This is a genomic window from Dictyobacter halimunensis, from assembly GCF_036245075.1.
The window spans coordinates 104,417-117,408 of record NZ_BSRI01000002.1; the positions used below are offsets into that span (position 1 = coordinate 104,417).

The window sequence follows — 12,992 nt, forward strand, 5'->3', positions numbered from 1 at the left end:
ATTCTTGATATTTTATGATGAGAGCATATCACATAATCGATAGAAAAAAGGAGACATTCTTTTATGTCCAGTCTCTTGACCAGGCATATTTCCGCCCACTATACTCAGCATATGAAAAAATGCATTAGTATCCTTCTTTTTCTCATGCTGTGTCAATTGCTTGCGGCCTGCACTCCCGGACACACAGGAAGCAATCTGGTAGCTTTCCTTCGGGATGGACAACTCTGGACCAGTGATCCCGATGGCGCCAACGCATTCTCAGTGGTTTCTCAGTCAGCACCAGTCATTGGCTATGCCTGGTCACCTAACCACCAAATACTGGCCTTCCGTACGCTGGATGCGGATTTTGCAAAAACACCGGCCGCCAGATCCCTTACACCCTATCCACAGGCTCCAGTGATAAAAGATTTACCCGCAACATTGAACACCATTGGAGTCGATGGAGGCACACCTATCTCCATCGCCTTTTCCAGCCCTGACTTTAGCTATAATAATCCTCTATGGAATAGTAATGGTACTCGTTTGATCTACCGACAAACACCCAAAAATTTTTCTGCCAATCCTGCCAATGCTCAATGGTGGATCGCTCAGAATGATCAACCAGGCGGCATTGCGGCCAAACCCTTTCCCCATACTTTTTCTATCCCTTCTTTCTCCTATAATAACCAGCATTATTTGTTGATCGGCAATATGAATGATGGAGTATTTACAACTACTATTGCTAATAGCCAAAAACGCAACAGGTTGGCCCCCTGGCTGACCATCCATTACCGGCCTCACTTGAACGTATCCTCTGGAGACCGAACCATCAGAATCAAAGCTTCTTATACGCCATCGAGACAACCGCAGCAACCCGTATTAATCAGCCAGCCGCACAACTTACAGTAAAGCTCATGTGGCATACCCTGGAGGGCCCCGCTACTGCCGTTGCGACATGCGCCTGCACACAATTCTCCTGGTCTCCTGATGGAAACTCTATCATATATAGCACAGGCACAAATATAACCGCTCTCGATGTTATACACAATACATCATTTACGATCAAAACAGAAACCAATGCCGTTCCTTACTGGTCGCCCGATAGCAAGTTTTTACTGCTAGACAGCCCTCAGTCCCTCTCACTCGTCAGCATTTCAAATAAGCAACAAACACCGCTATTGACGAGACCGGCGGGACAAACGGTAAAACCATTACAGATTCCTTCTACAAATAGCCTGTTACAACCTGTGCCTAATAATGTATGGTCCGCTGATAGCCGCCATTTTATCTTTGTCAGTTATGATCGCTCAAGCTGGCAGCAACATACATCATTGGATAGTAAGACGCTCTATACGGTTGCACTCAACGATAGTGGGAAGCCAGCGGGAACGCCGACGAAAATTGCCAGCGGCGCCATCACGCAGCCTGGCTGGACCTATGAAGATCCCAATACATCTTTCCTATTTTAAGCAGCAGGCCGGGCCTATAGCTATACGCAATCGCGTTCATCGTCTATAGATTATAGAAAGTCATTTATCGTTTTTTTATAAAAGGAAAGTTCTATGCAGAAAGAGATACAACACCTGGCAGGCGAAGATTTTTGCTATCTCACCACGATTGGTCGCCGTTCGGGCAAAGCACATACCATCGAGATCTGGTTCTCCTTGAATGACGCGACCCTCTATCTCCTCTCCGGCGGCAGAGACAAGGCAGATTGGGTGAAAAATATCTACCAGCAGCCCTCGGTACAGGTCAGGCTTGGCTCGATAACGTACATGGGACGAGCACGAGTTCTTGCTGCGGGAGATGAGGATGAGCTGGCGCGCCAGATTGTGTTCGCTAAATATGCTCCTCGAAGTACTGACGATCTAACAGAATGGTCGCGCGCTTCACTGGCTGTTGCGATCGATCTCCTCAATGAGGTAAAGTAATGGAAGGAACTTTCATGATACAATCAACTACAGTGAATGTATACGCTACATAAAGAGGAAAGACGTGAGTAAGAAAGAACCCAGGCTACACCTGGTTGGCCAGCAACCAGAGCCAACCGATGACTTTGACGATTCTGATGAGCTTGATGCCATGGAAAAATTAGAGCTCTTGGAATCTCTACGTGAAGATATGGAGGATCTAGGGGTAACGACCCTGGCAGAAGTGATCGAGCGCATCTCAGAACTGCATCGCCAGTTGGATAAGCAGTAGGCACGCGTCAGAAATCCATCGCAACAGGAAGACAAAGCATCCATCTCCGGATGCATAGATGCCCATGCGGATTTCAGGTCTGGATGGCAACAACCGCTGTATTTAGCGTAGAAGTCGTAGCCATCCAGACCTTTCTGGTGTCTTCGTTATTCGCCCAGGTAGGCCTTGCGTACCAGGTCATTGGTCAGCAAATTTTTTGCTGTATCGCTCAAGACGATTTTTCCCGTCTGTAACACATATCCACGATCTGCCAGGCTTAAGGCCATTGATGCGTTCTGTTCTACCAGAAAAATGGTCATGCCCTCTGATCGAATGCGTAGAATAGTATCAAAAACGGTCTCCACCAACTTGGGAGATAGTCCCATGGACGGCTCGTCCATGCAGATCATCCTGGGGCGCGACATCATGGCACGCCCCATAGCCAGCATCTGCTGCTCGCCCCCAGACATGGTACCGGCCTGCTGCTTTAAGCGCTCTTGCAGACGCGGGAAGATCTGGCAGACATGATCCATATCGTCCGCGATCTCTTTCTTATTGGCGCGGGTAAACGCTCCCATTTCCAGATTTTCTCGTACCGTCATGCGAGGAAAGATGCGTCTCGCTTCAGGTACCAGGGCCATCCCGGCTTTCACAATATCACCGGTTAATCTACGTTCAATGTCCTGGCCATCGAAGTTGATCGAACCGCTGCTGGAGCGCACCAGGCCAAAAATGGTCTTCATGGTGGTTGTCTTACCCGCGGCATTGGCACCGAGCAGACAAACGATCTCGCCTTTTTCTACCTCAAGTGAAATATCTTGTAATACATGGCTGGGACCATAATATGTGTTGACATTAACGAGTCGTAACATCGTAGACCTCTTTATCGTTTTTTTGCACTGCTATGCCTCTGATTCCGACGTGGATTCTGTCTCCGATTGTCGACCCAGATACGCTTCGATTACCCGCTTGTCATAGCGTACTTCTGCGGGCAAGCCATCTGCAATCTTTTGCCCATAATCCAATACAGCAATATGGTCGGACATGCCCATCGTTACCGCCAGCTTATGTTCAATCAAGAGAATAGTCAGTCCAAGCTCATCGCGCAGGCGGCGAATATATTTTACGGCCTCTAATGTTTCCGCTTCATTCATGCCCGCCGTTGGTTCGTCAAGCAACAGAAGCTTGGGGCTCGCCGCCAGGGCACGGGCAATCTCGACACGCCGGCGGTCCGCATACGAGAGATTCATGACATACTCATCTTGCCGCGCCACCAGCGCCGTCCCAAAGAAACCGAGCAATTCTAATGCTCGCTCACGCGCACGCCGTTCCTCTTCAACGACATGGCGCGGCCGTAACAGCGAGCCCAGGATCCCTGCCTTCAGGCGCGTATGCTGACCAACCAGGACGTTCTCCAGCACGGTCATATTGTTGAACAGGCGAATATTTTGAAAAGTACGCGTGATCCCCTGCACGACAATCTTATCCGGCGATAATCCAACGACAGATTTTCCATCGAGAATGATATCGCCGCTTGTGGGCTGATAAATACCTGTAATCAGGTTAAAGACCGTGGTCTTGCCAGCTCCGTTAGGGCCAATCACACTGACAATTTCGCGTGGCTTCACGACCAGATCTACCTCGGATACTGCTGCCAATCCGCCAAACCTCTTACTGACGGCTTTAAGTTCTAGCAATGCGTTCGTTGTAGCTAGAGCAGAAGCAGAGCGGCCATTCAGCTTTACCTGTTCAGAACTCATCTTTTTTCTCCTTCGTTGCTACTAGTCTACGGGCATCTCTGCTTCAAACTCAGGGGTTCCGGGTGGCTGATCCAGACTCGATTCCTCCACCTTTTCGTCCTCGTTCTCCGCACGATGTAGCTCGCGTCTGCGCCTTGCACTGGGAATCAAACCTTCCGGTCGGAAGATCATAATGGCAATCAGGATGAGACCGAACAGCAGATTGCGGATATTATCAAAGGAGAAGTTGGCAATGTGTTGAGGCAGAAAGTGCAGGAAATTGCTCGGATCGGATGCGTAGGTATCCAATTGATTGAGAATAAGCAGGTTGATCGCGTACACCACAACCGCCCCAACCAGGACACCTGGAATACTACCCAGCCCACCAATAACCACCATCGCCAGATAGATGATGGAGTCGGTTGAATTAAAATCGGTCGGGGTGACGGTGCCTAATTTAGCCGCATGATATACACCGGCAATGCCGGCAAAGAAGGCTCCAGCCGCGAAGGCAAACAGCTTGGTGTTCACCAGGTTAATGCCTGATGAAGAGGCCGCAATCTCATCCTCGCGAATAGCGATCCAGGCACGTCCCAGTTTGGAGTCACGCAACCTGACATTGGCGAAAATACAGGCGCCAATGATGATCAAAATGAGATAGTAATATGGCGTCGGACTACTGGACCAGTTGAGGCAAAACGACCCGATACATGGGGTAGCCGGTGGATACACGCCAGCGATTCCATCGGTGCCGTTGGTATACTTGTCCATCTGTGTAAAGACGATGGGGATAATTTCTCCAAAGCCCAGCGTCACGATAGCCAGGTAGTCACCGCGCAAGCGTAACGTTGGGGCGCCTAACAGAATACCCCACAGCGCGGTAATCAATGCCGCAATGATGATCATCGGCCAGAAAAACCAGGAGAAAGTGCTGGGATTAGCAATGATGCCGGTCAATTTGTAGAACTGGGAAGAACCTACCAGCGACCAGGAATAGGTACCGATAACAAAGAAGGCGACATAGCCCAGGTCAAGCAGGCCCGCAAAACCAACGACGATATTTAGCCCCAGCGCCAGAATGACATAAAACCCGAGGTCTCCGTAACTGGTGATACGCCCCTTAGACTCAGAGCCAAACAAAACGGGATCTAGAATTGGGTAGAGAATGACAAATGCTGTGAGCATCCACAGGTAGATACGGGTCGCACCTTTACTCTGTAGCGGTCTGTCGTTGGGGACGACATCCTTCGCTTCTTCTTTGGCGCGGCTCGCAGACAAGCTGTGCAACTGTTGCTCCCGGCTCACTTTACGTGCATTGCTGCGCCAGCCCTGACGCCCTTTTTCGTTCTGACCGTTCTGCGTGGCTTCAACATTTGTCTCAGGTTTGATCACATACCGTAAGGCAATAGCGCCTCCCAGGCGACCAAGAAAATAGCCCGCCACCGGCAAGAGAATAGTGCGCACGGCAACCCAGATGAGCAGCACATCTGGCAAGGCACCAGAAACATAAAAGATCAGGTCAGCGACCAATGAAATGACGGCAAAGATCGTCGCGAACCAGAAACCACCCTGTTGAGCTGTCCTGAGCATCGCCGCTCTGCCTTGCGCGTCAATCACATGTAGACTCTCCAGTGGAGGAGGTGGTGCATAATTCATGGCCAGACGCACACGGTTGCGTATCAAGAGATAGACAGCCCAGATTACAACACCAAGGCCCAGGCTGATTAACAGGTTATCAGTGACGGCCAACAGCACCAGAGGAACCACTACGGTGAAAGCAACATCACACCAGACTTCGATCATATTACGGCGACCGCTATCGGCCGCCACCAGGTATCCAGCCAACACGATCGTTGACAGATAGACGATGAGCATAAAAATGCCCTGCAGGGTCAGGGACCAGTAACTAGAGTCGTAAGTTTGATTCTGGGGATAGAGAAAACCTAACCATATCTGATTAACAATCTGCTCACCCAACCAGACAAAGGTGAAGATACAGATGGGAACCAGCAACGCGACCAGCCATTTTATTAGCGGCTTACGCGTCTCGGTCGTTGGAAGAAGCTTCCTGGGGCTTTCTGATACAGCCACGTTTTATCACCTCGCTTTTACACTTAAATTGTTCTGCTACTGTGTAAAGTGCTCTACTACACTTTCTCGGGCGTGTTCTGTCCAAAAAGTCCAGACGGACGGAAAACAAGGATCAAAATCAAGATAGCAAAGATGACGGCATTGTTCCAGGCGTTGCCACCGTGTGGCAAGATCGTTGGTGGAATCAGAGTGACCAGAGAATAGATCAAACCGATCAGCAAGCCCCCGAACATGGCACCAACCAGATTTCCGATACCACCCAGGACCGCGGCGGTAAAAGCGATCAAACCTTGCTCAAAACCTAGGTAGAAATAGGTATTCGGAAACTTGAGACTGTAAATGAACGCCGCGGCACCGGCTAAGCCCGCGCCAACAAAAAATGTGAAACCAATCACCAGGTTGACATTTACTCCCATCAAGGCCGCCGCATCACGGTCCTGCGCCACAGCTCTCATCGCTCGCCCAATACGGGTGCGCGTAACCAGCAGGTGCAGAGCAATCATCAGCACGATAGCCACTACCAGGACGAAAATATTGATGACATCAATATCAATGAGCCCCGTATGCACAACGCCGATTGGTAAGGAGACGAAGGCGACGTTTGTGTTGCCAAACCAGAGCTTACCAACGTCCTGCAGAACAAGAGAAACGCCGATCGCGGAAATAAGGGGGGCTAGACGAGGCGCATTACGCAGAGGACGATAGGCGATGCGCTCAATGACGACACCTAATACAGCGCAGAAGAGAAATGAACCAATACAGGCCAGAGCCAGTTCGCTGACCAGCACCCAGCTCATGACAGAAGGAGGGTTGGCCGCCGTCACCCCCAGCGCGCTCAGAATGGCAATGGTGACAAACGTGCCCAGGGTAAAGATGTCGCCATGAGCGAAGTTGATCAGCTCGATAATGCCATAAACCATCGTATAACCCAGCGCGATCAGTGCGTAAATAGCACCCGTGGCCAGGCCTACGATTAATAGGTTTAAGAAAGTAGCCATGGGCTGGTTACTCCTTATCTTTAAGTAGTGATAGATTACAGGAACGCATTGAGAGGATTAAAATGAAAAACCTGGAGAAGTATCAGCCAGAGAAGGATCCTGCTAATACCTCCCCAGGTACCTTGCACTCCTTTTATCTCGAAAGATGAAAGGTTCGAATCGTCTTCACCCCGTTACTGCAAGGTGCTGGTGTCAATCTGCTCCAGATATTTCCAGCCATCACCTGTATTCAAATCACCAATGGTGTACAGTGAGACGAAGTGATTGGAGGTGTCTCCATTCTTGTCAAAGCTGTGATGACCGGTGACTCCGTCATACTGGACATTCTGTACCCCATCGATCACTGCCTGACGGAAGCTAGAGGCACCGCTATCATCGTTCGAATTCTTTGGCGCCTGCGCCTTTTTGTCCTGGACAGCAGTCTTGATGGCCTGCAGCAGAATCTTAGCACAGTCATAACCACCCGCGCTATATGCGCCAATGGCACCTGCACCAAACTGCTTGGTATAGGCATCAAAGAAGGCCTTGGAAGCCGGGGATTGGCTCGGATCAATACCTGGGATCGAGGCAAAAACTGGTCCGCCACCCAGGGGCTTCACAGCTTTGGCCAGAGCCGATGTTTTGGAACCATCACCAGCCAGAAATGGTGTGTTGCCCAGGCCGGCGACGCTCTTCATCTGCTGACGAATCGTGATACCACCAGTCGAGTCGTTACCACCAAACATGATGAAGTCTGGCTTCTTGGCAGCGATCGCGGTCAGAATGTTCTCATAGGAGTTCGTCTGCTTGATGCTGGCACTACCAAGGATCTTACCGCCCAGCTTCTGCCAGTAGGTCGTAAAGTTCTTCGCCAGGCCTACACCATAGGCTTCGGTGTCGTCAATCACATATGCTGTACGGTAATTCTTGTTTTTGTACGCATACACGGCCAGTGCGGCACCCTGATACTGGTCAATGGTGGCGGTACGGAAATAGGTCACTTTCCCTGATGGACGCAGTGCTGCAAGTTTGCTGTTTGCACCACCGCATTCAAATGCTGGCGTCTCTTTTGTCAGACAGTCATTGGTGTTTGAAGGACTGATAAGAGCAATAGGAGCCTTGTTTGTGGTTGGAATCTCAGCCAGGGCCACGCTACTATTGATAGGACCAACAATGCCAGCCACCTGGGCATCGCCGATCAGGTCGGTCACGTTCTTCTGACCAACGGTCGCGTCGTGGGTTCCATTGGCGCCCACGTCGTCTTTGGCAACCAGCTCAAATTTGTAACCGGGTAAGAAGTTGGAGTCGTTAGCCTCTTTAACAGCCAACTCCACACCATCTTGCGCCGGTTTACCCGTTGAAGCATCACCAGACGTTGTGGGAAGTTCGGAACCAATCTTGATGGTTATTGTCTGCTGGGTACCACCATTGCCATTGCTATTGCCAGTACTTGCTGGTGAAGTACCAGCACCACAAGCCGCAAGGATAGTGATAATGAGCGAGAAGCCTATCATAGAGGCTAAAATACGGGACGGGGGTCGTCGCATAATGTAGTCAGCCTGCCTTTCGTCAAGTGCCTCACTGTCGAATTGAAACACTTTCCACCTTTAGATAGCCAATAAAAACAATGCGGAAAAAGGGCCACAGGTTGATGTCTAATAGTAAGGACGTTGATACCTTACAAAAATAAATACGTCGCCTGAAACTCTGATCTCACCAACTTTTGTAAACTCATCATATTCGTCCCGTTCGCGACCGGGCACTATCAGCTTACACGGGAAAGAGAAACTTCAGATACGTAATTACTGCTGCTCTCTTAAACAAGGAAAAGAGATTGAGGGAATTATACGTATTGCCATTATCACTGTCAATACATATTTTTTTGTTTGGATCAATATTTTTTATCCTAGATAAGCATCAAAAAATTGATCTACGCGCGTTTCGTAACCGGTCGGGTCCAGGGAAAATGATTGCGCGTGCCCCGCCCCATTAACCACCCAGGATTGCTTGGGGCCTCCAGCAGCGTTGTACAGTGCATACATACCATCGAGAGGAGTCTGATCATCATTATCCCCGTTGATAAAGAAGATCGCGGTGCGCCCACTTAGTTTGTTTACAACATCAATGGGACGTGCCAGGGTGATATCAACGCCATAAACCTCTTCTACAAGCTGCCGATCCGCATTGCGCACCTGGTCATTAGGAACATCACCCGGTACACGAGTGGCGTCAACAGGGCAACTTTCGGCCACCAGCGCGCTGATATCCGTGCTGCGCGCCGCCGCCAGGACAGAGGCGGTCGCTCCCATTGAGAGTCCTAGCACCCCTATTTTGCTGTCGATAGTGTCGGGATATGAATGGAGAAAAGCGATGGCGGCTAAAATATCGCCCGATTCAATCATGCCTAATGTCGACATAACACCCTGGCTCTTGCCATAACTTTGAAAGTCAAATAATAATACCGTATATCCATGCTTAAAAAGGAATGCGGCCCTCTTCACCATATCGACACGATCGCCCGGCGTTCCATGCGTTAAGATGATGACCGGCGCATGTGGAGAAGATATCGCTAGCCATCCTGAAATAAGGTTGCCACGCTCATTATAGAATGATACATCAAAGACAGGGATATCCTGCACATCCTTTGCGTCAGGTATTGGCTGACTTTGCCCCGGCCTTAACGCTCCTGTCAATTGGAAGAGCTCTGATTTTGTCGAGCTATTCAAGGTGGAAGCATTTCCAGTAGTATGCATCTCTGATTGTAATGTTGATTCAAGTAGCTGGTTTCTGGTCCGAACCTGCGTTGTCTGTTTTAAAGTGCTGGCTGCACTGTTGGCAGGCGAGACATAAACAGCATGAATACACCAGGCCACAGAAACAACAAAAACCATACAGATACTTACAGCATATGTACGTAAAATTGACGACCCATGCATCTCATACTCTCCGCATATAGACTATGCAATGGAAAATTGTGAACAGAATCTTTTGAATGCTGCTGCTACTTGCTGATAAGTAGCTTCGGAAGTTCCCCCATTGTCAATGATCTCATCAACCATGGCTCGTTTCGCGGTAATGTCTGGTTGCGCCCTGATACGCGCCCGGGCCTCATCTAGACCAATGGTATTTCTCTGCATCAGGCGTTGCAGCTGCTGATCTTCGGGGCATTCGATCAACCATTTTGCGTGACAAAAAGCGCTGGAACCACCTTCCAGCAACTTGACAGCATCCAGAACCGCGATGCCATGAGGGCTCACGTTTTCCAGCTCCTCTTTGATCGCTGTATGCACCTCTGGATGAACTATGCTCTCTAGCTGTTTCATCGCCTTCGGGTCATGAAAGACGATGGCTCCTAATGCTTTACGATCAATACTTCCATCCTCCGCAACCACCTGCGGCCCAAATACTTCCGCGACCCGCGTAGCAATAGGTTGGCCCCGTTCGTACAATCGGTGTACTAGCAGGTCCGCGTCAATATACCTTTCAGCCCCCAATTGCACGAGCATCTGCCCTACAGATGTTTTACCACAGGCGATATTGCCAGTAATGCCTATGACATACGACATACCAAGTGATTTAACCTTTCTTAGCTACTCACTATTATATAGTTTAAACGTACCGTACTATGGAAGAGCATACACTTTTTTATCAGTAACATCATTCTTTGTGATTGTTGCCCACAAAAAGATCTGCCATCTCATTCATTGTATCAAAGGTCACAACGCCTTTTTGAGTCTGACACATACTAGTAAGATAGTGTTGATGGAAAAGACAAAAGTCCTCATTTTTTTAATATTCCTTCGCTCAATGGTGTATACTTGCGATGTAACCTTACAGCACTATTGGCAGTTACCAAGCATCAAGTCAGGTATCTCTTGTTTTCATGTCGATATTTGATATGGAGGCTGATTCCATTAATAACAGCCTTCCGCCCGGGACCACGCGTGCAATGAGAACAAAACAGATACGCCAACCCCCACACTTAACAACAGGGGCTTGCATACACACATAATGATGAGAATATCTTATCTCTCCCCGTTCATTATGGAGAGGTAAGGAAAAATATACTTCTATATGAAAACTGGAAGGAACAAAATGTATTCTGGAGAGTTGACAAGAACGCCACCAGAGAAGAGGGCATCAAGGCATATCGGGCTCATTGTCGGCATGAATCGCTATCAGGATAGCACGTTTCAGCCACTACAATTCGCAGAAAACGATGCCCGCGCCCTCGCTCAATGGTTGGTGAATAATAAGGGGGGCAAGTGGTCTCCCCCGGATGTGCAGCTCGTACAGGGTCAACATGCCACCAGAGAGCTTATTGAATCTCTGATTACGCAAATATGCCTCCATAAAGCAGAGGAAGGGGATTCAATCCTGCTTTATTTTGCGGGTCACGCCTTTATCGACGAACGTTCAGGTGAGGGCTACCTGGCCCTGACAAATTCACGCTACCAGGACCCGAGCACTTGCTTGAGCCTTCATGCTTTTTCTCAGCATGTCTTGACCCAGAGCCGAGCAACACAGATTCTGTGTATTTTTGATTGTTTCCAGACAGGGCCGATCTGGAGTATGCATCGTATGTCTTCCTTTGACTCCAGGCCGTTATTGAGCAGTTCGGTGCTCTCTATCCTGCAATCATACCCCAATCGCTTGTTTATGTGCTCATGCCGAGGAAATGAACAGGCTCCTGAAAGCGGCACACGTGGGCTGAGTCCTTTTATCCATCAAATGATCCTTGGCCTTTGCGGTCCGGCCGTCGACCAGGCTACAGGGGGGGTTACATTATCTAGATTACATGCCTACCTCTTTGGAGCCCTCGGCGAGCAGCAGCGTCCACAACTCTTTGGGCAGCAGGAAGTTCCTTTTAGCATTGTCGGGGACATTCCAGAGGTCACCTCAACCAGGCAGGCAACAGCGGCAAACTTCGCCGCCGGGTTTCTGCCGGGAACAGAATCGCCATCCAGCAGCACGCACCTCAAAAAAAGCGGGTTCATGGGAGCTGCATCGTCAACAGCCACAGCCCCTCCAGTACAGGCAGTCTCTCCATCCACATCAGGGCATTTTTTGTCTTCGGCACTGGATCAACAGCGGGAGCAGCAAGGTCAGCAGATGGTGGCACAGGCTCAGCAACTATTTCAGGCGCAGAACTACGGAGAGGCATTCAATCTGGTAGAACAGGTTCTGCAGAATATGCCCAATAATTTGCCCGCTTTAATATTAAAGGGTCAGTTACTGGGTACGGCGGGCCGCTACACCGAAGCACAGCAGGTAATCGAACATATCCTCCAACTGGATCCAAATAATGCCATGGGCTGGAGTATGCAAGCTGTCGTTTCGAGCAATCTGGGACAGCATCAGCAGGCGCTCACCGCGGTCGAGCGCTCGCTGGAACTGGATGCTCAAAATCCAGAAACCTATGCCATTAAAAATAATATTATGAGCAACCTGGCGGTAGCCCAGACACAAACGCCGGAGCAATCTAAAAGTAAGCTACGTAGTGATCCTGAGCCGCGAAAAGCCTCGCAGGGCTTTATCCTCGGGCTAGCACTCAGTATTCTCGGAATTGTCGCGGGGCTCATTGGCTTCGGCCTGATGACCTTTATCGCCTCAATTCCTTATATCGGGCTTTTTGTGATCTGTATCAGTATCGGGATACTATGCGTCAATGCGGCCAGGGGGGCTTTCCATTACGGACTGGTCCTGCTCGTTGAAACGATTCTGGTCTCGGTGGTGCTGGCAGGGATATTAGGCGCCATGTATAAAGTTGGCCAGGCATCCTTAATACATCAGATCAACCTGCACCCATCGTTATTCATGCCAGTTCTGGTACTGGTGGCCTGGCTGATCGTCTCCGCTGCCGTGCCCCCCGTACTGGCACTGGGAGGCTTTGTCGGCGGCTTTCCCAGCCGCCGCCGCCAGAAGCACGCTTGAGCTTCCTCACCTGCAGTACTCAGAAATCTATTGTGGATGGGCGATGGGATCACGAATGCGCCGCGGTGTTCAACAATCTAACATGCGTGGG

The 12,992-nt window shown here is 49.8% G+C and carries 12 protein-coding genes; 5 read left to right on the plus strand and 7 right to left on the minus strand.

The annotated features are described in order from the left end of the window. The first annotated feature begins 63 nt into the window (after positions 1 to 63). From AABA21_RS14535 to AABA21_RS14550, 4 genes are all read left to right on the plus strand, one after another. Positions 64 to 888: a hypothetical protein gene (locus tag AABA21_RS14535; protein WP_338251246.1), complete on the plus strand. Its 825-nt coding sequence runs from the start codon at positions 64 to 66 to the stop codon at positions 886 to 888. Between the two features lie 338 nt (positions 889 to 1,226). Continuing rightward, complete coding sequence (locus AABA21_RS14540) at positions 1,227 to 1,448, plus strand: hypothetical protein (RefSeq protein ID WP_338251248.1); 222 nt, start codon at positions 1,227 to 1,229, stop codon at positions 1,446 to 1,448. Positions 1,449 to 1,541: 93 nt separating this feature from the next. Then, positions 1,542 to 1,910: a nitroreductase family deazaflavin-dependent oxidoreductase gene (locus AABA21_RS14545; protein WP_338251250.1), complete on the plus strand. Its 369-nt coding sequence runs from the start codon at positions 1,542 to 1,544 to the stop codon at positions 1,908 to 1,910. A gap of 64 nt (positions 1,911 to 1,974) precedes the next feature. Continuing rightward, positions 1,975 to 2,181: a hypothetical protein gene (locus tag AABA21_RS14550; protein ID WP_338251252.1), complete on the plus strand. Its 207-nt coding sequence runs from the start codon at positions 1,975 to 1,977 to the stop codon at positions 2,179 to 2,181. Between the two features lie 146 nt (positions 2,182 to 2,327). On the opposite strand, the gene AABA21_RS14555 is transcribed toward AABA21_RS14550, so the two are convergent. The 7 genes from AABA21_RS14555 to coaE form a co-directional block, all read right to left on the minus strand. Further along, positions 2,328 to 3,032 (minus strand): ABC transporter ATP-binding protein, encoded by a 705-nt coding sequence (locus tag AABA21_RS14555; protein WP_338251254.1) that lies wholly within the window; start codon positions 3,030 to 3,032, stop codon positions 2,328 to 2,330. Positions 3,033 to 3,062: 30 nt separating this feature from the next. Then, positions 3,063 to 3,920, minus strand: a complete 858-nt coding sequence (locus AABA21_RS14560; RefSeq protein WP_338251256.1) for an ABC transporter ATP-binding protein — start codon at positions 3,918 to 3,920, stop codon at positions 3,063 to 3,065. A 21-nt stretch (positions 3,921 to 3,941) separates the two neighbouring features. Continuing rightward, positions 3,942 to 5,990 (minus strand): branched-chain amino acid ABC transporter permease, encoded by a 2,049-nt coding sequence (locus tag AABA21_RS14565; protein WP_338251258.1) that lies wholly within the window; start codon positions 5,988 to 5,990, stop codon positions 3,942 to 3,944. A 56-nt stretch (positions 5,991 to 6,046) separates the two neighbouring features. Continuing rightward, a complete protein-coding gene (locus tag AABA21_RS14570) occupies positions 6,047 to 6,988 on the minus strand; it encodes a branched-chain amino acid ABC transporter permease (RefSeq protein WP_338251260.1) in 942 nt (313 codons plus the stop codon). Positions 6,989 to 7,161: 173 nt separating this feature from the next. Next, positions 7,162 to 8,565, minus strand: a complete 1,404-nt coding sequence (locus tag AABA21_RS14575; protein ID WP_338251262.1) for a branched-chain amino acid ABC transporter substrate-binding protein — start codon at positions 8,563 to 8,565, stop codon at positions 7,162 to 7,164. Between the two features lie 303 nt (positions 8,566 to 8,868). Continuing rightward, a complete protein-coding gene (locus AABA21_RS14580; protein ID WP_338251264.1) occupies positions 8,869 to 9,858 on the minus strand; it encodes an alpha/beta hydrolase in 990 nt (329 codons plus the stop codon). A gap of 66 nt (positions 9,859 to 9,924) precedes the next feature. Continuing rightward, positions 9,925 to 10,533, minus strand: coding sequence for a dephospho-CoA kinase (coaE, locus tag AABA21_RS14585; RefSeq protein ID WP_338251266.1), 609 nt, complete (start codon positions 10,531 to 10,533; stop codon positions 9,925 to 9,927). 529 nt (positions 10,534 to 11,062) lie between these two features. Between coaE and AABA21_RS14590 the strand changes: the two genes are divergently transcribed. After that, on the plus strand, positions 11,063 to 12,901 hold the full coding sequence (locus AABA21_RS14590) for a tetratricopeptide repeat protein (RefSeq protein ID WP_338251268.1): 1,839 nt from the start codon (positions 11,063 to 11,065) through the stop codon (positions 12,899 to 12,901). Positions 12,902 to 12,992 lie beyond the last annotated feature (91 nt).

Bases quoted from the DNA above. Each gene is read 5' to 3' on its own strand.
- AABA21_RS14555 (WP_338251254.1), bottom strand. From the start codon at position 3,032: ATGTTACGACTCGTTAATGTCAACACATATTATGGTCCCAGCCATGTA.
- coaE (WP_338251266.1), bottom strand. From the start codon at position 10,533: ATGTCGTATGTCATAGGCATTACTGGCAATATCGCCTGTGGTAAAACA.
- AABA21_RS14560 (WP_338251256.1), bottom strand. From the start codon at position 3,920: ATGAGTTCTGAACAGGTAAAGCTGAATGGCCGCTCTGCTTCTGCTCTA.
- AABA21_RS14570 (WP_338251260.1), bottom strand. From the start codon at position 6,988: ATGGCTACTTTCTTAAACCTATTAATCGTAGGCCTGGCCACGGGTGCT.
- AABA21_RS14590 (WP_338251268.1), top strand. From the start codon at position 11,063: ATGTATTCTGGAGAGTTGACAAGAACGCCACCAGAGAAGAGGGCATCA.
- AABA21_RS14535 (WP_338251246.1), top strand. From the start codon at position 64: ATGTCCAGTCTCTTGACCAGGCATATTTCCGCCCACTATACTCAGCAT.
- AABA21_RS14580 (WP_338251264.1), bottom strand. From the start codon at position 9,858: ATGGTTTTTGTTGTTTCTGTGGCCTGGTGTATTCATGCTGTTTATGTC.
- AABA21_RS14545 (WP_338251250.1), top strand. From the start codon at position 1,542: ATGCAGAAAGAGATACAACACCTGGCAGGCGAAGATTTTTGCTATCTC.